The 17,252-nt window shown below is 63.6% G+C and carries 14 protein-coding genes; 5 read left to right on the top strand and 9 right to left on the bottom strand.

Annotated elements, in window-relative coordinates; translation table 11 throughout:
• Nucleotides 1-79 precede the first annotated feature (79 nt).
• The gene (locus tag J7I84_RS05085) at nt 80-1,114 is read left to right on the top strand and encodes a LacI family DNA-binding transcriptional regulator (RefSeq protein ID WP_214941489.1); all 1,035 of its coding nucleotides are present in this window, start codon (nt 80-82) and stop codon (nt 1,112-1,114) included.
• Here J7I84_RS05085 and J7I84_RS05080 read toward each other — a convergent pair.
• The gene (locus J7I84_RS05080; RefSeq protein ID WP_214941824.1) at nt 1,063-1,539 is read right to left on the bottom strand and encodes a hypothetical protein; all 477 of its coding nucleotides are present in this window, start codon (nt 1,537-1,539) and stop codon (nt 1,063-1,065) included. The genes J7I84_RS05085 and J7I84_RS05080 overlap by 52 nt on opposite strands.
• Before the next feature lie 626 nt (nt 1,540-2,165).
• Between J7I84_RS05080 and J7I84_RS05075 the strand changes: the two genes are divergently transcribed.
• The 3 genes from J7I84_RS05075 to J7I84_RS05065 are packed head-to-tail and all read left to right on the top strand — an operon-like array spanning nt 2,166 to nt 6,855.
• A complete protein-coding gene (locus J7I84_RS05075) occupies nt 2,166-3,002 on the top strand; it encodes a TIM barrel protein (protein ID WP_214941486.1) in 837 nt (278 codons plus the stop codon).
• Complete coding sequence (locus tag J7I84_RS05070; protein WP_214941484.1) at nt 3,002-4,135, top strand: Gfo/Idh/MocA family protein; 1,134 nt, start codon at nt 3,002-3,004, stop codon at nt 4,133-4,135. The genes J7I84_RS05075 and J7I84_RS05070 overlap by 1 nt, the downstream gene beginning before the upstream one ends.
• Nucleotides 4,132-6,855: a glycoside hydrolase family 38 C-terminal domain-containing protein gene (locus J7I84_RS05065; protein ID WP_214941481.1), complete on the top strand. Its 2,724-nt coding sequence runs from the start codon at nt 4,132-4,134 to the stop codon at nt 6,853-6,855. Before J7I84_RS05070 ends, J7I84_RS05065 begins: the two co-directional genes overlap by 4 nt.
• Before the next feature lie 104 nt (nt 6,856-6,959).
• On the opposite strand, the gene J7I84_RS05060 is transcribed toward J7I84_RS05065, so the two are convergent.
• Genes J7I84_RS05060 through J7I84_RS05040 form a run of 5 tightly spaced genes read right to left on the bottom strand, consistent with a single transcriptional unit; the run spans nt 6,960 to nt 12,468 of the window.
• Nucleotides 6,960-8,168, bottom strand: coding sequence for a CehA/McbA family metallohydrolase (locus tag J7I84_RS05060; protein WP_214941478.1), 1,209 nt, complete (start codon nt 8,166-8,168; stop codon nt 6,960-6,962).
• A 2-nt stretch (nt 8,169-8,170) separates the two neighbouring features.
• Nucleotides 8,171-9,250, bottom strand: a complete 1,080-nt coding sequence (locus J7I84_RS05055) for an ABC transporter ATP-binding protein (protein ID WP_214941475.1) — start codon at nt 9,248-9,250, stop codon at nt 8,171-8,173.
• Entirely contained in the window at nt 9,250-10,119 is an 870-nt protein-coding gene (locus tag J7I84_RS05050) for a carbohydrate ABC transporter permease (protein WP_214941472.1), read from the bottom strand. The genes J7I84_RS05055 and J7I84_RS05050 overlap by 1 nt, the downstream gene beginning before the upstream one ends.
• Entirely contained in the window at nt 10,116-11,036 is a 921-nt protein-coding gene (locus tag J7I84_RS05045; protein ID WP_311381068.1) for a sugar ABC transporter permease, read from the bottom strand. Before J7I84_RS05045 ends, J7I84_RS05050 begins: the two co-directional genes overlap by 4 nt.
• 19 nt (nt 11,037-11,055) lie before the next feature.
• Nucleotides 11,056-12,468 (bottom strand): extracellular solute-binding protein, encoded by a 1,413-nt coding sequence (locus J7I84_RS05040; protein ID WP_214941469.1) that lies wholly within the window; start codon nt 12,466-12,468, stop codon nt 11,056-11,058.
• A 168-nt stretch (nt 12,469-12,636) separates the two neighbouring features.
• Here J7I84_RS05040 and J7I84_RS05035 point away from each other — a divergent pair, with 168 nt between their 5' ends.
• On the top strand, nt 12,637-13,836 hold the full coding sequence (locus J7I84_RS05035) for an ROK family transcriptional regulator (RefSeq protein ID WP_214941466.1): 1,200 nt from the start codon (nt 12,637-12,639) through the stop codon (nt 13,834-13,836).
• Between the two features lie 259 nt (nt 13,837-14,095).
• Here J7I84_RS05035 and J7I84_RS21440 read toward each other — a convergent pair whose 3' ends face one another.
• The 3 genes from J7I84_RS21440 to J7I84_RS05020 form a co-directional block, all read right to left on the bottom strand.
• A complete protein-coding gene (locus tag J7I84_RS21440) occupies nt 14,096-14,731 on the bottom strand; it encodes a GntR family transcriptional regulator (RefSeq protein WP_214941463.1) in 636 nt (211 codons plus the stop codon).
• A 41-nt stretch (nt 14,732-14,772) separates the two neighbouring features.
• Nucleotides 14,773-16,236: an FAD-dependent tricarballylate dehydrogenase TcuA gene (tcuA, locus tag J7I84_RS05025; protein ID WP_214941460.1), complete on the bottom strand. Its 1,464-nt coding sequence runs from the start codon at nt 16,234-16,236 to the stop codon at nt 14,773-14,775.
• 79 nt (nt 16,237-16,315) lie between these two features.
• Nucleotides 16,316-17,221 carry a LysR substrate-binding domain-containing protein gene (locus J7I84_RS05020; protein WP_214941457.1) on the bottom strand — a complete coding sequence of 302 codons (906 nt, stop codon included), beginning with the start codon at nt 17,219-17,221 and terminating at the stop codon, nt 16,316-16,318.
• Nucleotides 17,222-17,252: the final 31 nt, after the last annotated feature.

Below are 17,252 nucleotides of genomic sequence, written 5' to 3'. Positions count from 1 at the left end.
CCAGCCCGGCGTAATGAAACAAGACGGGCTGAAGAAATGGCGAAGGTAACGACGAGGGTCTTGGTCTCAAGGAGGAGCGGTGCGCAAAGCGCCTACTATTCGCGATGTGGCGGCTGCTGCGGGAGTGTCCGTTTCCGTGGTCTCACGGGTGCTGAACCCGGATTCTGGACCGGTGGCGCCCGCGAAAAGGCAAGAGGTGTTGAGGGTCATCGATGACCTGGGTTACCGGCCCAGGGCGGCCGCGCGTGAACTGAGCGCCGGACATGCACTCACCATCGGACTGGTGGTCACCGACCTCTCGAATCCGTTTTTCGCCCGGCTGGCGGACCGGATTGTCTGGGAAGCGCGCAGCCACGGTGTCCAGGTGGTGCTGATGACCACCCAGGAGGACCCACATCTGGAGGCAGACTCGCTGGACACCTTGCTGGACCGTTCCGTCAGTGGCGTCATTGCCACTCCCACCGGGGGAAACATCGAAAAATGGCGGCGGCTGCGGGACCTCGGCGTCAACGTCGTCTTCATCGACCGCGCCATCGAAGAGCTCGACGACGTGGACGTCGTGAGCATTGAAAACTTCGACTCGGCACAACGCTCAACCGGGCACCTCATAAGCCTCGGCCACACCCGGATCGGGCTGATCACGGGCCCGCTCTCCACATCCACCGGAAGCGCCAGGGTGAACGGCTACAAGGCCGCCCACCAACATGCGTCCCTACCTGTGGACCCCACGCTTGTCCGCGACGTACCTTTTCGAGGGGATGCCGGAGGAGACGCCGTGGGGTCATTGCTTGCGATGCGTCAGCCGCCTACGGCGCTCATCGTTGCCAACACGGCGCAAGTGCAAAGTTCAGTCCGCAGGCTCGTCCAAACGGGCATCGGGATTCCTGACGAGCTTTCCCTCATCGTCTTTGACGACAACCCCTGGACTGAGCTGACCACTCCCCCGCTGAGCGTAATTCGTCAGCCCCTCGATATGCTTGCAGTTCACGCCCTCGAACTGGTGCTCGGGCGGATGCACGGGAAGCTGCCCGATGGGGCCCGGCGCATCGAGGTTAAGGCCGACTACCTGCCGCGCAACAGCTGCGCACCCCTCGTCCTGTCAAACGCGCGATAACGTCGGGTTCGGGAGGAGCCCTTTACGCGGTTCCGGTCCAAGATCAGCGCGAGGGCAATTCCGAACATCCAGACGTCCTTCGCCAGCGCGGTGCCTTGCTGGCTTGGCCGGATCCCGTCCTCCAACGTCATTTCCGGAATTCTTCGGTACATGGTGAGAAGGGATCCGGAGAAGAGGCCAAGGCCCAGCCCCGCCAGCTTGCTGGGCACGAACGGCGCCAGGAGTGTTGCGCCCAAGGTCATCTCGGCGTAGCTGAGCAGCTTTCCAAACGTTTCCGGCTCCATCCGGGCCAGCTGCGGGTACACCTTGGCTCCCATGCCCTGCATTTGGGCGGCGCTGTCCTTGTCCAGGTTCCGCTTGCTGTAGCCGGCATTCAAAATGAACGCTCCGGTGGCCAGGCGCAGGGGAATGTGGCTCACTTTCATCATTATTTCCCTTCACAGGCGGGTGATGCGTGAGAGCCTAGTTCGCCCGGCTTCACACCGCCAGAGACTTTTATCCAGTGCGCTTACTCGCAGCGGAAGCACCACGGAAGGTTCGACGGCGGCACACACCTGCGTTTTCGCCCCGCTGACCCGCCACTCGTCGGTGACCACCGTTTCAGGCCCGTCCTGCTCGAACGTCCAGCGTCCTGCGGTCGAGGTTGCCCCACCACCAGCGGGGAAGCGTACGTCGTGCAGGATGTCCGTGACCTCCCGAGGGTCCCCGCCACGCCCCCGACAGTCAGGAATTCGTAGTCAATGCTGCTATTCGAATTGCCGCCCATGGGCGCCCCCGCGGCGAGGATGAGTTGTCGGCCCACAGTACCCGTGCCCCGGTTTGTGTTCAACGGGTGCGGCGACCCTCTTACTCAACTAAATTGATTTAGTGCCGGGTGTGGGCTAGATTACTTTTGTCGAGGTATGGTCCCCCCTCGGCCGCCTAAGTTGCCGGCTCACCGGGACCGCATGATTTTGCCTTTCGGCCTTGCGAGGAGTTTCCCTTGATCGGAGTTGCGGGTGCACCCGTGAGTTTTGGCGTCTTTGACTTAGGCGCAACAGCTGGAGGACGTTTGCCCGGCCCTGACGAGGTTTGCGCGGTTCTGAGCAGGCACCGGTATACGGGGATCGATTTGGGGCCCGTCGGATTTCTCGGACGGGACGGCGAACTCCGCCGCCGGTTGAAGCAGCACGGCCTATCCCTCGCCGGAGGCTGGATCGATCTTCCCTTTACTGACGACCACGCCTTTGCTGCAGCCATCCCCTCCCTTTCGGCAGCTCTCGACGTCTTTGAAGAAGCCACTGATGGGCTGCAGGAGCACCCGCCGCTGCCGACGCTGGCCGACAGCGGTTCCGACCGGCGCCGGGCAAATCCGGGGGGAGGCACGGACGTGGCCCTCGACATCGACGGCTGGACCACTTTGGCCCGAAACATCGCCACCGCGGCACGCCTTGTCCGGGACCGCGGTTTTGAACCCACGTTCCACCACCACGCCTGCACCCACGTGGAAACGCCGGAGGAAATCGAAAGATTCCTTGACCTCACGGACGTCGGCCTCACACTGGACACCGGCCACCTCATTCTTGGCGGCGGGGATCCAGTGGAGAGCCTCCGGCTGTGGGGTGAACGGGTCAACCACGTCCATATCAAGGATGCCCGGGCCGACGTCCTGCGCGCCGTAGTGAGGGACAAAGGGGACATGCTTGATGTCTGGGCCGGGAAAGCTTTCGTGCCCTTGGGCGACGGCGACCTGGACGTGGAGGGGTTCATGGACGGCCTCGTGCGGACAGGCTACGACGGATGGCTGGTGGTGGAGCAGGACTCCATACCCCAGCCGGACGACGATCCCGATCTTGCAGACAAGCACCATGCCATCAACCGCAACGTACTCAGAAAGTGGATCCCCTAATGACTTTGCTTCGAATCGGAGTTGTGGGACTCGGCGCCGTTGCCCAGTCCGTGCACCTGCCCCTGATCACAAGGCGATGGGATCTGTTCGACCTTGCTGCTATGGCCGACCTCTCCCCCGCCCTGCTTGACCGGGTAGGCGCCCAATACGGCATCCCGGCCGAGCACCAGTACCAAAACCTGACCGACATGCTGGACGGTGAGGACCTGGACGCCGTCGTGCTGTTGACCTCGGGATCCCACGGCCAGCCGGCGCTGCAGTGCATTGAAGCAGGGGTCGCGGTGCTCTGCGAGAAGCCACTGGCGTTCTCCCTCGGGGAGATCGAACTGCTGCGCAAAGCGGAGCAGGGGCAGGGCAGGCCGATGCTGCTGCTTGGTTACATGAAGGAGTACGACCCCGCCGTCCTGACCCTGAAAGAGCGGTTGCCAGGCCTGAAAGACACGCGGTTCGTCAACGTGGAGGTGCTCCACCCCGCCGGATCCGCGCAGCTGGCCTTCGCTAACCTCCACCCGGGAGCCCGGGACGTCCCCGCCGACGTGCTGTCCGGGCTGGTGGAAGCCGATGAACAAAAGCTGGATGCAGCTCTGGGTAAAGACAGCCCCGGCCTGCTGCGGCGGCTCTACTCCGACGTCATCCTCGGCAGCCTGATTCACGACATCGCGGTGGTCCGGGCGCTGGTAGGCCCCTTGCAGGCAGTTGATGCCGTCCATTACTGGGCAGAACAAGACGATCCCGGGTCCATCGAAATAGCTGCGACAGCTGCCGAGGGGGTCCGCGTGCACTTCAACTGGCATTATATGGCCGACTACCCCGTGTACCGCGAAAGCGTGACCGTCCACCACACCACGGGAAGCGGAAAACTGGAATTCACCGTCCCCTATCTCCTCAACGCCCCCACCACGCTGCAGATCACAGAGAAGGCCGGGGCCGGGGTATCCGACTGCCTGTTCGAGGACGTCACGGAAGCGTTTGAGCAGGAACTCGTCGCATTCCACCGCATGGCAGACGGCCAGGAGAAGCCTCCCACCGGGATCGCCGAAGGGGAGGCAGACGTCAGGGTCGCCCAGATGATCGCAGCAGCATTGGCCGATTCCCTGCAGGTCTCCATTGGCGGAGAGTCGGTCTCGGCATGAGCCGGGCGGAGGAGACCGGCATCGTCCTGGTGCCCCACACGCACTGGGACCGGGAGTGGTACGAACCTTTCCAGGTGTTCCGCTTCAAGCTTGTCCAGATGTTCGACACCGTCCTGAAGATGGCCGAGGAAGACTCAAGGTTCCGGTTCACCCTTGATGGCCAGACCGCCGCGATCGAGGACTACCTGGAAATCCGGCCTGAGAACGAAGAAAGGGTCCGCGCCGTCGTTGCCAGCGGCCAGCTGGCACTGGGTCCGTGGCAGATCCTGCTGGACGAATTCCTGTGCTCGGGCGAGACCATCATCCGCAACCTCCAAATGGGCATGGCGGGCGCCCGGCGGCTGGGCGGGTACATGAACGTGGGATACCTTCCCGACATGTTCGGCCACGTCGCCCAAATGCCGCAAATCCTGAGCCGGGCCGGCATTGCACACGCCTGCCTCTGGCGCGGAGTGCCGGCCAAAGTTTCCGGGCATTCCTTCAGGTGGGAAGCGCTGGACGGATCATCCGTCCGGGTGGAATACCTTTTCGACGGATACGGCAGCGCCCTGGACCTCCTCGCCATTCCCGAACACATCCCGCACGCGTTAGGGGAATACAGGCAACAAACCGCCGATCGATACCGCGGCGACCCCATCCTTGGAATGGTTGGCACCGATCACATGCCGCCCGACACGGCACTGATGCGCCACGTGGACACGTACGATTCGCCCGCCTTCCCCATCCGGGTCGGCACGCTGGAAGAGTACGTGTCGGCCTTCGACCCCGGGGACGAAGGCCTGGAGGCAGTGCGCGGTGAACTTCGCTCCCATGCCCGGGGCAACATCCTTCCGGGCGTCTTCTCGATCCGCCGCAACCTCAAGATCGCGATGGCCACGGCCGAGCGCATGGTCCTTGACGCCGAACGGCTGGCAGCGGCCCACATGGGAGTCGACTTTGAACCATTCATCGGCATGTCCTGGCGCCGCATCATCGAGTCCACCGCGCACGACTCCGTGGTGGGCTCCGGCACCGATGAAACGGTGGACCAGGTAGAGGCCCGGCTGCACGAAGCAGCTCAGATTGCCCGCGCCGCCCGCAACGAGGTGGCCCTTTCGGTGGCCGGAAGCATTCCCAGCGACGCGTTCGTCGCGTTCAACACGTTGCCCTCGGACCGCAACGTCGTTGTCGAACTCGACGTGCCTGCTCCGGCGGAGGGAATGCCCGTGACCGCCATGACCGGCGACGGCACAATGCTGCCGGTGCAGGAAACCGGGCACGCACCCACCATGCTCGGTGACGAGACCATGGACGCCTCCGTCCTGGTGGAGCGCATGATGAACCGGATCCACGGACGCGAATTGTTCGGCCAGCTCATCGAGACGTACCGCGTGGCGCCCTATTCACTTGAGTTCGATGTGGCGGAGGTGCCGTCAGTGCCGGTGTTCGACGTCGTCGCGTTCAAGGCCGAACTGGCAGCTGCCGTCGAGGCACACCCGGGCGACTGGAAAGTTCGGATCGTCGCCCAACCCAGGCGCCGGGTACTGGTCGATGTCCCCGTCGCGGCCATGGGCATTACCCCTTTCAGGGTCTTCCAGGCAGAACGCCCCGAACCGGAGCACATCACCTGCCATGACGGCATCTTGAACAACGGACTCATTTCAGCGCGCATCGGCGCGGATGGGGAAATTACCCTGACCGGGGTGGACGGCACCGTCCTGCACGGTATCGGCAGGCTGGTTGACGGCGGGGACTGCGGTGACAGCTACAACTACGGCCCTCCGGCGTTGGACAGCATTGTCACTGAACCTTCCCGGGTGGCCATGGAGGTTGTTGAACGCGGACCGGTACGCACAGTAGTCAAGGTGACCAGGCACTATTCGTGGCCGCGTTCCCTCGACCGCAGCATGGGGAGCCGGGACAACGAGCATGTCGACGTTCCGGTCCACACGTTCGTGGAGCTGCGCCGCGGTGAACCGTTTGTTCGTCTTCGGGTCCAGTTCACGAATGAGGCAGCCGACCACCGGCTAAGGATGCACATCCCGCTCCCGAGCGCCGTTGAATCTTCCGCATCGGAAGGGCAGTTCTGCATTACCACCCGTTCACTCACCGCCGAGGGGGGAGGGGGCGAATTTCCGCTTCCGACGTTTCCCGCCTACACCTTCGTGTCCGCTGGACCTGCCACAGTGCTCCTGCATGACGCTACCGAGTATGAGGTGGTGGATGGAAAGGAACTGGCGCTCACACTGCTGCGCGCCGTGGGATCGATCAGCGTCAACGTGCACCCGCTGCGTGACGAACCGGCTGCCTCAGAGATCCCCATCCCGGGAGCCGAAGAAGCAGGAACCCTCGTGGACGTCGAATTTGCGGTTATGGCCTCCGCGCAGGGTTATCGCAATGCGGACGCGGTTCGGCTCACTGACCACTTCAACGCTCCCGGCCTGGCCGTCCGCGGCCGGGGAACCCCGGCCCCCGCTGTCCCGGAACCTACAGAAGGACTGCGGCTCAGGGGTGAGGGCATCCGGCTGAGCAGCATGCGCCAGGTAGGCAACGACGTCGAAATCCGTCTTGTGCTGTTGGCCGAGCAGCCCACCGGAGGCGTCGTTACCGGCCCCTTCAGCGAAGTATCCACGGTTGACCTGACGGGCAGGGCGTTGGCATCGGAACAGGCTGACGGTGAGTACAAGTTCGAGCTTGATCCGTGGGAAATACGCACACTGCGTCTCACTTCCCGCAAGTAACCACCCGACAGATACGCCCCGCTTCACCAGAGGCGGGGCGTATCTGCATTCGTGAATGGGGACGTCCTACGGCCCCCACGCGGCGGATGCCTACGTGCTGATATCTACGTGGTGAGGGCGAGGATCCGGCGGTCCGACGTTTCGAGCCGGTACGGTCCGGCCCCCCTGGCATCGATGGCTGCATAGGGGTCGCGGATAAGTTGCCGGCGGCCATCGAAGTCCACCAAGATGGTCCCTTCGGCGTCGATGGCGACCAGTTCGCCGTCGACGCGCAGCAGCAGCGGCGCGTCGATGCCCATGCTGAGGGCCGTCGGCCCAGTCTTGAGCGCAGCCAGGAGTCCTTCTTCGGAGGGGTCCGCGGACTGCACCCATGTGGTGGGCAACCCCGTGGGATGCCCGTCTTCGAGACGGTGGAAGTCCCCTCCCCCGAGCGGAATGACGGGCTCGCCCCACGCGCTCAACCAAGCCCAGATGCTGGTATCGCGCCGGTTGGGCAGCCAGGTCTCATGCATGATCTCGGCGTGGGTAGGCTTCCGCGACAACTGCCACTGCCACGAGCAATCAGTTGCTACCGGGTGGTTGATGGACAGGAATCCGCCTTCGCCTTCAACCTGGTCAAGCCAAGCGTCCGGGTGGCGCCGGAAATCCACCCAATTGACGCGGCCGTAAGCGTTCGCATGGCCCCGGACCGTGGTGACTTCCTGTCCGGGCAGCAGCGCGATGCCATATTCCTGGCCCACGCCCTGCAGATGTGGATGGTGGCTGACCGTGTTGTGGTCCGTTACGGCCAGGAAGTCCAGCCCGTTCCGTGCAGCCTCTCCCGCCAACTGCCGGAGGGAGAGGCTGCCGTCGGAATGGAGGCTGTGCGCATGGCAATCCCCGGCAAGCCACCGCATCCCTGCGGCGGCAGGAAGATTTCGACGGCGGCTGGCCGGGACAGTGCTGACCGGCGCGGGGGCGGAAGGCTCGGCTTCCACTCCCCCTGTTGCCGGGGTATTGATGGTCAACTCGACCGTGACGCCCTCAGCCGGAATCTGGTGAAGGCCCAGCACCACCTTCCACACCCCGGATTCAAGTTCACCGGGGCAGTAGCCCGTGGACGCCGCGGTCCTGCTGATCACAAAGCGCTTTTTGGCTCCGCCGGACCAACCCCGCCACCCCTCGGGACCCATACAGCCCAGGTCAATAACGGCCCGGGACCTGTCGTAGTCCAGGAGCACTTCCAAAGATTCGCAGCGTCCCAGCTCGAAGGGGACGTCGAAGTAGAGGTTCCCTGCGCGGTCCTCCGGGGTCAGCATCCGGCTGATGCGCACCGTCAGTCTCCGATCCGCAGACCTTCAGCATCGAACAACAGCGTCCGCCGGGGCTCAAACGTGACCCATAGGCGTGTTCCGATTCGAGGCTCATGGTCCTCACTGACCACAACCTGGACCGGTTCCCCGCTCTCCGCCAGTTCCACCGTTATCAAGGCGGAAGCGCCCAGGTTCTCGGACACGGTGACAGTTCCTTCGAGGCTGCCGGGGGCCGCGCCTAAGGAGACGCCCAGGTATTCCGGCCGGGCTCCCCACGTGACTTCCTGGCCATCGCCCACCCTGCCCACGGCATCCGTGGGCAACGGCACGCGCTGGCGGCCGATCATCACGGTGTGGTCACTAACGATGCCCTTGAGCAGGTTCATGGAGGTTGAGCCAACGAACGAGGCGACGAAGGTGTTGGCCGGGCGCTGGAACACTTCCCGCGGCGTTCCCAGCTGCTGCATCTTGCCCGATCGCATGATCGCGATCCGGTCGGCCAGGGCGAGTGCTTCGGCCTGGTCGTGGGTGACGAAGACAGTGGTGACGCCGAGGTCCAGCTGGAGCTTTTTCAGGAACGTCCGGGCCTCGAGCCGGAGCCGGGCGTCCAGGTTGGACAGGGGTTCGTCAAACAGGAAGACGTCGGGGCGGCTGGTCACCGCCCGGGCCAGGGCGACGCGTTGCTGCTGGCCGCCCGAAAGCTGACCGGGCCGGCGCTCCAGCAAACCCTGAAGGGACAGTTTGTCACCTACTTCTTCGGCCCTGGAATGGCGTTCGGTCTTGGCGACCTTCTGGATCTTCAGCGGGTAGGCGATGTTATCGGCGATGGACATGTGCGGAAACAACGCGTAGTCCTGGAACACCATGGCCACGCGGCGCTGTCCCGGTTCCATGTTGGTCACTTCCCGGTCACCGATCTTGATGCTGCCGGAAGTGGATTTTTCCAGGCCTGCGATGGTGCGAAGCAAGGTGGTCTTGCCGCAGCCGGAGGGGCCCAGCAGGGCGAAGAACTCGCCGTCGTGGATCGTGACGTCCATTTCGTCCACGCCGCGGACTCCGCCGGGATACTCCTTGATCAGGGAGCGGGTGGTGATGCTGGCCATTAGCTTTTGATACCTCCATGGAAGCGGAACCCGTAACGCCGGTTGACGACGAAGTACATTGCGACGACGGGGATTGAGAAGAGCAGTGAGAAGGCGGAAATCAGTGCGAGGTTGGGCTGGCCGCCTTCCGTGTAAAAGGTGTACATCACCACGGACGCGGGCGACTTGGACGGCGACCGCAGCAGGATGTACGGAACCAGGAAGTTGCCCCAAACCTGGACAACAGCCCACACGGCGATGGTGGCGAGGCCGGGCCGGGCCAGCGGAATGACGACGTCCCACAGGATCCGCAAGGGCTTGGCACCGTAAAGGCGGGCCGATTCCTCGTAGGACTTGGGGGTTGAGTCCATGAAGTCCTTAAGGATGAAGATCACTGTTGGGAGGATGCCGCCGCTGAGCACAAGGATGACGCCGAACTGGGAGTCGATGAGCCCCAGTTTCACCATCAACAGGAAGGTGGGCACCATGGCCGCTGTGCCCGTGATGATGGACGAGAGCAGCAGCAGGGTGTAGAGCAGCAGGTCGCGGCCGGGTATTTTGACCCGCGACAACGAGTAGGAAGCCAGTGACCCGAGGACCAGCACAACCACCATCGAGCCGAGGGCCAGGATCAGGGAGTTGCCAAGCGAAGCGATTGCGGTCGGGTTCTCGAACAGGATCTTGAAGTTGTTGAAGGTGAACTCCGGCAGCTTCACGTTCAGCCCGGGATGGGCGTCAAACGGTGCGAAGACAAGCCACAGTACGGGTATGACGAAGAACGCCAGGACCAAGGCGGTGAAGACGCTCTTGCCCATCAGCCCGAGGAAGTGCCCCAGCATCTGCCGGCTCTCGCCCTGAGCGGTTCGCTTGGAGCCAGTCACGGCGGTCATGATTTCCTCTCCTTCAGAAGACGCAGGTAAACGGTGGCGATGACCAGGTTGATGATGATCATGATCAGGGAGATCGCCGAGCCCTGCCCGAGTGCTCCGTCGTTCAAGGCCAGCCGGTAAATGAAGATCGGCAGGATGTTGGAGCGGTCATCGGGTCCGCCCGCCGTGAGCAGGTAGGGGGTGAAGGTGTTGAAAGTCCAGAGCGTGATGAGCAGCGTGTTGGTCAGGACGTGTCCACGAATGTGCGGGAACACCACGTCGCGGAACTGTGCCCATGCGCCGGCGCCGACCATGCGCGCGCTCTCGAGCTGGGACGGCGGGACGGAAGCCAGGGCGGAACTGAACAGGAGCATCGAGAACGCTGTGCCCACCCAGGTGTTGAAAACGATGATGCTCTGCAGCGGGTAATCAAGCAGCCACGCAGTGTTGCCCGTGGAGAGCATCGCGTTCAGCGTTCCATCGCTCCGGTCCAGCAGCGCGTACCACAGGAAGGTGGTGACCGAACTGGGAATGATCCAGGCCAGCAGCACGAAGAATTCGACGACGGCCCGTACCGATTTCCTGACCCGGGTCATGGTCCAGGCGATGGCGAACCCCAGTGCGGACTGTCCAATGACGGCAGACCCGAACACGAAGATCAGCGTCAGCCCCAGGGAGTTGAAGAACCTGTCGTCTGAGAGCGCATTGATGTAGTTGTCTATGCCGACGAACTGCGGGTTCTTCGCCGCTGAGCCACTGAGGCGGTAATTCGTCAGACCCAGGTAGAGCGTCCACAGTGCGGGGAAGACGAGGAACAGGGAGATCAGGAGCAGGGCCGGTGCCAGGAAGGCCATGGCCCGGGCCTTGCCCAGGCCGGCAACGTCACCGTCGTCTGCGACTGCCCGGGAGGGCCCGGTGCCCGCTGCTGGAGCGGTCACCGGTGCCTCCACTTTTGGGTCACTTGAAGGTTTTGTCGTTACCACCGACGATTCCTTCCAATGCCTTTTGATACGCGTTGCCTGCATCTGCTGCCGACTTGCCCGAGGCCACCATTCCGCTGGCGTCCTGCAGTGCAGCGGAGACCTGCGTGTAGTCCGCAAGTCCGGGACGGTATGCCGTAACGGGCAGGACTTCGGTGGAGATGAAGTTCAGCAACGGGTCGGCTTTGAGGATTTCTCCGTTGACGTCGTCCCGGGCTGAGATCTGGGGAGTTGACCCAATGCGCGCCTTGATCGCGTCTGCCGACGACATGAACTGGAGCAGTTCCCACGCCTGCTGCGGGTACTTCGTCTTGGGGTTGATAACCTCGCCGGAACCGCCGGACATGCTGACAAAGTCAGCGCCGTTGGGGCCCTTGCCGGACGATTGGGCGGGAATCTTTGCCCATCCCACTGCGCTGTCCCGGTTCGCCATGGGGGACACGCCCTTCACAGGGTTGATCACGGAGCGCCAGAGGTAGTCACTTTCGATCAGGATGCCCAACTTGTTTTGCGAGAATTCCTGGAAGGACTTGTCGCGGCCCTTGGCGTCCTGCTGGAGCAGAGGGTCGCCCAACTGCTCCGAACCGTAGACCTTTGAGTAGAAGTTCAGCACGTCCTGGACGCCCTGGCTGTTGCCCTGCCACTTGCCGTCCTTGTTGATCGGCTGGCCGGTACCTTGCAGCAACGGCAGGAACCCCTGCATCGTTGCCGCCTCTCCCATTGCCTTGCCGGCATTGATCTGCAGGGGAGTCACGTCAGGAAGTTTCTTGAGCTTGCGCGCGGCATCGAGGATGTCGTCCCAGCTCTTGGGTTGCCAGTCAGCCGGCAGGCCTGCCTGGGCGAACAGGGCCTTGTTGAAGTAGATGACGCGGCCGTCTGTCCCGTCCGGAACACCGTACTGCTTGCCCTCATAGGTGGTGAGTTGCTGAACGGCCGGCTTGATCTGCTTCCAGCCGTCCCATGCCTGGACCTTGTCCTTACCGACAATGTCCTCAAGGGGGCTGATGTACCCGGCGTCTGCGAACTCGCCGAGCCAGATGCCGTCGATGGAGGTGACGTCGGCGCCTTGGCCCGTGGAAAGGTCGAGGGAGATTTTGGTCTTGTAGGCCTGGTCGTCCACGCCGTTTGGCTGGAAATTGACCTTGGCTGTGACGCCCTTCGCCTTTTCCGCCTCCTCAAACTTGGGGATGACGTAGTTGGTGATCCAGTCAGCGCCGGCGGCGTTTTTCCCGCCCGAGACAGCGTTGGCAGTGATGGTCAACGTCACTTCCTTGGCGTCCGCATTCTGGTCAGTTGCCTGGGATGGTGCAGCTGAACTGCCGCAGGCACTCAGGGCAACAGTGCCCGCGAGCAGACCTGCTGCAGCCGCAAAAAATCTCGTCCTAGTCATATCAGGGGATCCCTTTGGGAGACAGAGCTCCGCCTCTGCGAAGCTACTTGTTGGAGTGTCCGAACTAACAGACAGCCTGTGATACAGGCCACTATAGTCTAGGATTGGGCTTAGTCAAATAAATTGAGTTAGGGAGTCTGGATGCCGCGCGGATCGAATCTGGAGCGTGTGAGCGCCTTCAATCAGGCTGTTGTACTGGACCTCGTCCGCCGCTCGGAATCCGGGATGAGCAGGGTGGAACTGATCGGCGCAACGGGGTTGTCCACGCAGACGGTGTCCAACATTGCACGGCGGCTGCTGGACCTGGGATTGATCCGTGAGAGCGGAAAAGTTCACGTGCCCCAGGGCAAGCCTCGAACCACGCTGACCATCGATCCCAAAAGCAAATACGCCGTGGGAGCCCACCTGGATCCCTCCATGCTCACCTTCGTGCTGCTGGACCTGGCAGGTACGGTTGTGCACCGCAAACACCTCCCCGTCGTGGCCGTTGCCGGACCGGAAGAAACAGTGGCACGAATTGCGGCTGCCGTGGAAGATCTGATCAGCGAAACGGATATACCCAGGACGCGCGTCCTGGGAGTTGGCATAGCCGCACCCGGACCCATTGAATTCGATCAGGGCGCCGTGGTTGGGCCGCCGATGCTTACGGGGTGGGAACGCGTGGAATTGCGGGAATCGCTCGGGAAAGCCACGGGATTTCCCGTCTTCCTCGACAAGGATTCGGCCGCCGCAGCACACGCCGAGTTGTGGGTGCGGGACAAGAGGTCAGACCAGAATTTTGCCTTTGTCTACCTCGGCAGCGGCGTCGGCGCAGCCGTGGTGATGAATGGCGAAGTCGTGCGTGGATCCTCGAACAACGTGGGTGAGATCGGACATTTTTCCACGGGCGAGGGAGGCCGGCTGTGCGGCTGCGGACGCAAAGGCTGCTTGGGCATATCGATCATGCCCGTCGAGCTGGTCAATGACGGCGTCAGCAAGGGAATCCTGCCTGGTCCTGTCGACAATTCGGATCTGCGCCAAATCACCGATCACTTCCACAAGCTGGCGGCTTTGGCGGATGCTGGAAACGAAAGTGCATCGTGCCTCCTTGGAGAAGCGGCAGGCCGGCTTGCCCGCGCCGTCGAGGACGTTGCAAACCTGCTCGACGTCGATGGCATTGTCTTCGGTGGACCGTCCTGGCCCCCCGTCGGGACCCGTTACCTTGAAGTCCTCCACGCAGCCCTTGCCAACCGCCTGGCCATGGGGATGATTCACGAAGTCGAGCTGCTGGGATCGGCTCTTGGCGAGGACATCACGGCGGTGGGAGCCGCGTGCATCGTCCTTGACCACGTCCTGGCACCCCGTTCCGGGGGCTTGCTGCTGGAATGACACGGGATGGACTCGACAACCCCCGCGGAAGGTCGGCGGCGGCACTCACCACGCCGCCGTCGTCATCCGTTCCAGCTAAAACGGCCCGGCGCATAAGGCGCCGGAAGGGCGAGACGGGGCAGGCCCGTTGGAACCTGCCCCGCCTCTTTGCACCGGCTGATGCCCCTGCACCCGACTTTCGGGGTACCTGTTGCGATGGAATACGCAGGGACATCTGCCGGCGGGCTTGAAAGGAACGCATTCGAGCCGTCGGTGCGGCCTAGAGCGTCCTGGGATCTTCGGCGTACATCTTCAGCCTTATGGCCAAAGCGTCCGACATGTGGCGGGCGGCGATCTCCCCCGCGCGCTCGGAGTCGCCGTCCCCGATGGCGGCCAGCAGGTCGGCGTAGTCCGCCAGCACCACCGGCCACCTTCCCGGGTAGGTCAGGGTGGTGAGCGTATACCGGCGCACCTGCTGGTCAAGGCGTTCCAGCAGTCCGATCAGCGACGGGCTGTGCGTGGCGTGCCACAGCTGGGCGTGGAAGGCGCGGTTGGTTTCCGCGAGCGCCCGGCCGTCACTGGGATCCAGCTGCTGCATCTGCGTCAGCAGCCCCATGAGCAGCTGTCGGTCCAGAGCGGTTGCCTTGACGGCGGCCTTGGCAGCGGCGGCCTGCTCCAGGATGATCCTCGACTCATAGATGTCAATGATCTCCTCGGCGGAATGCGTGCGGACCACCACCGCCTTGCCGCGCCGTTCCACCAGCCCGTCCTGTTCCAGCCGCTGCAGCGCCTCCCGCACCGGGGTCCGGGATGCCCCGTACCGCTCGGTGAGCTTGGCCTCCGTGAGCGGCTCGTCAGGCGCAAAGACACTCGCGAGAACATCGTCGCGGAGCCGCTGGTGGATGGGACTGGCCACTTTTTCCTCTTTTCCGTTGCTGGTGGGGGCTGCTGTGTTGCCTAGGCGATGGAGCCGGCGCGGCGACCGAAGACTGCGCCTGCCGCAAGCCCGGAGCCGCCGGGGTAGTTTCCGCTGAACAGTCCACCCAGCGCTTCACCGCAGGCATAGAGCCCTTCAAGCGGCTCCGCATCTTCGGTGACCACGCGGCCCCAGGTGTCTGTCTTGAGGCCACCGAACGTGAAGGTGATGCCGCAGGTTACCGGGAAAGCGTAGAACGGGCCAATGGCGATGCTGCGGGCCCAGTTGCTCTTCGGCGGCTGGGTATCGGCGCGTCGTCCGTCCTTGACGTTGGGGTCAAAGGGCGCGCTATCAGTGATCGAAGCATTGAAGCTCCGCACCGTCTCCTCCAGGCCCTCGGGGCTGATGCCGGCTTTCTGGGCCAGCTCGGCGAGTGTCGGCGCCGTGACCACCGAGACCCCCGGCATGTCATATTCCTCGGCCCGCAGCATGGGACGGGAGGATGCGTCAAAGATCTGGAAGGCGGCCGATCCCGGCTGGGCGAGGATGTCCCGGCCGTACTTCGCGTAGGTGTAGTTGCGGTAGTCGGCACCTTCGTCCACGAACCGCTTGCCCTCGCTGTTCACCACGATGCCCAGCGGGTACCCGCCGCGGGTGAGCTGGTTGGTGAGCTCCAGATTGCTTTCGTTTTCCGGGTGCCAGGCGTCCCAGGCCACGCTGTGGCAGGTGGACCAATCGCCGCCCCTGGCCGCCCCCGCCTCCAGTGCAGCGAGGATCATCTCCCCCGTGTTGCCCGGCGTGCCGCGGACTTTCGCGTTCTGCCAGCCCTCGCCCAGGTGTTGGCGCCGCAGTTCCGGTGAGGCTTCAAAGCCTCCCGAAGCCAGTATGACCGACTCGGCCCGGATCTCACCTTCTCCGGATGAGGTGCGGTACCGGACCCCGCACACGCGGCCGTCCTCCTGGATCAGTCCGGTGGCTGCGCAGTCATAGATGACCTCCACGCCCATGCGCTCCGCGGCCGCCCGGTGGTCGGCCATGAGCCCCTTGCCGCCACCCACATTGCCCACGTGCAGTCCGCCCCAGAACAGGTACTCGCCGTCCTCGGTCCGGTACGCCTGGCGCTCATACATCAGGCGGTATTTGAGCCCCAAGCCCTGAAGCCAGCGCAAGGTCGGGTTGCTTTCGCTGACCAGGACCGCGGACAGTTCGGGGTCGTTGCGCCCTTCAGAGACCTTGGACAGATCGGCAAGGTATTCGGCAGCAGTGTAGGCGGGGACGTCGCTGGCGGCGTGCCGCTCGTCGGGCTCCACAAATTCGATGAGCTCCTGGAGCCCGCCATGGGAGATGCGGGTGGCACCGGCGGTGTAGAAGCTGTTGCCGCCCGATGCGGCTTCCCCGGCCTTTTCCAGCAGGACCACCTTGCGTCCACGCTCGGCTGCGGCAAGTGCTGCCGCAAATCCGGCGTTGCCGCCTCCCACTACCAAAACATCGCTCTTGATCATCATCAATCTCCTCAGCTCCATCGCTGTACACGATTGTATACATAAGTATGCCGTCGCATGGAACACCCGCGACACCGCTTCGTCAGGAAGCCGCGCCCTTGGCGATGGACCGGAATACCTTGGTTGCCTGCTGCGCGGCGGGGCTGAGCCTACGGTTTGCCAGATGGGCAAGGAGGATGCGGCGCTTCGGGGACCCGGCGAGCGGGACGGCCACGACGTCGGGGCGGAGAGCCGTCAGCGCCAGCCTGGGTGCCAGTGCGATCCCGATTCCGGCGGCCACCATGCCCTGGGTCTCCTGGTAATCGTTGGCTGCGAAGGCGATCCGCGGCTCGAACCCCGCATCGCGGCATACCCGGCTGAGGACGTCAGCCACGGGGTGCTCGTCGCGTACAACCCATTCCTGGTCACTCAATGAACCGATGCGGACCGAGGCCAGTTTCGCAACCGCGTGGTCCCGCGGTACCAACAGCACCGTTGGATCGTTCATCAGCCTGATCAGGGTCAAGTCAGGGTCCTCGATTTGCTGCCAGGGATAGTCCCACAGCAGCGTGAGTTCAATTTCCCGCCGCCGCAACCGTTCCAGCAGTCCGTCCCGCCGGGCGCTGACAACCGTCACGGCCACCTCCGGGTGGCGCGCGCGGAACTCAAGCACCACGTCCGGCATCAAGGAAGCTCCGACGGTGGGGAAGGTTCCAAGGCGCAGTTGGCCCCGGCGAAGGCCCGCGAACTCCCCCATTTCGGCACGGGCCGCTTCAACGGTCCTGTCGATGTCGTCAGCGTAGCGCAGCAGGGCGTGCCCTGCTGCGGTCAGGACCACGCCCCGGGGATGGCGCTCGATGAGGACCACGCCCATCTCCTGCTCGAGTTTTGCTATCTGCTGCGAGACCGCCGAGGTGGTGAAGGAAAGGGCGGCAGCAGCGGAGGTCAGGGAGCCGGAACGGCCCACCTCGCGGAGCACATGGAGTCGGTGGAGATCGAGGATTGCCATGCACTGAGTTTAGCAAAAGTAGATAGTCGTC

The sequence above is a fragment of the Arthrobacter sp. ISL-85 genome, assembly GCF_018613675.1.
GTDB lineage: Bacteria > Actinomycetota > Actinomycetes > Actinomycetales > Micrococcaceae > Arthrobacter.
This window is presented reverse-complemented; position numbering and strand designations above follow the sequence as displayed.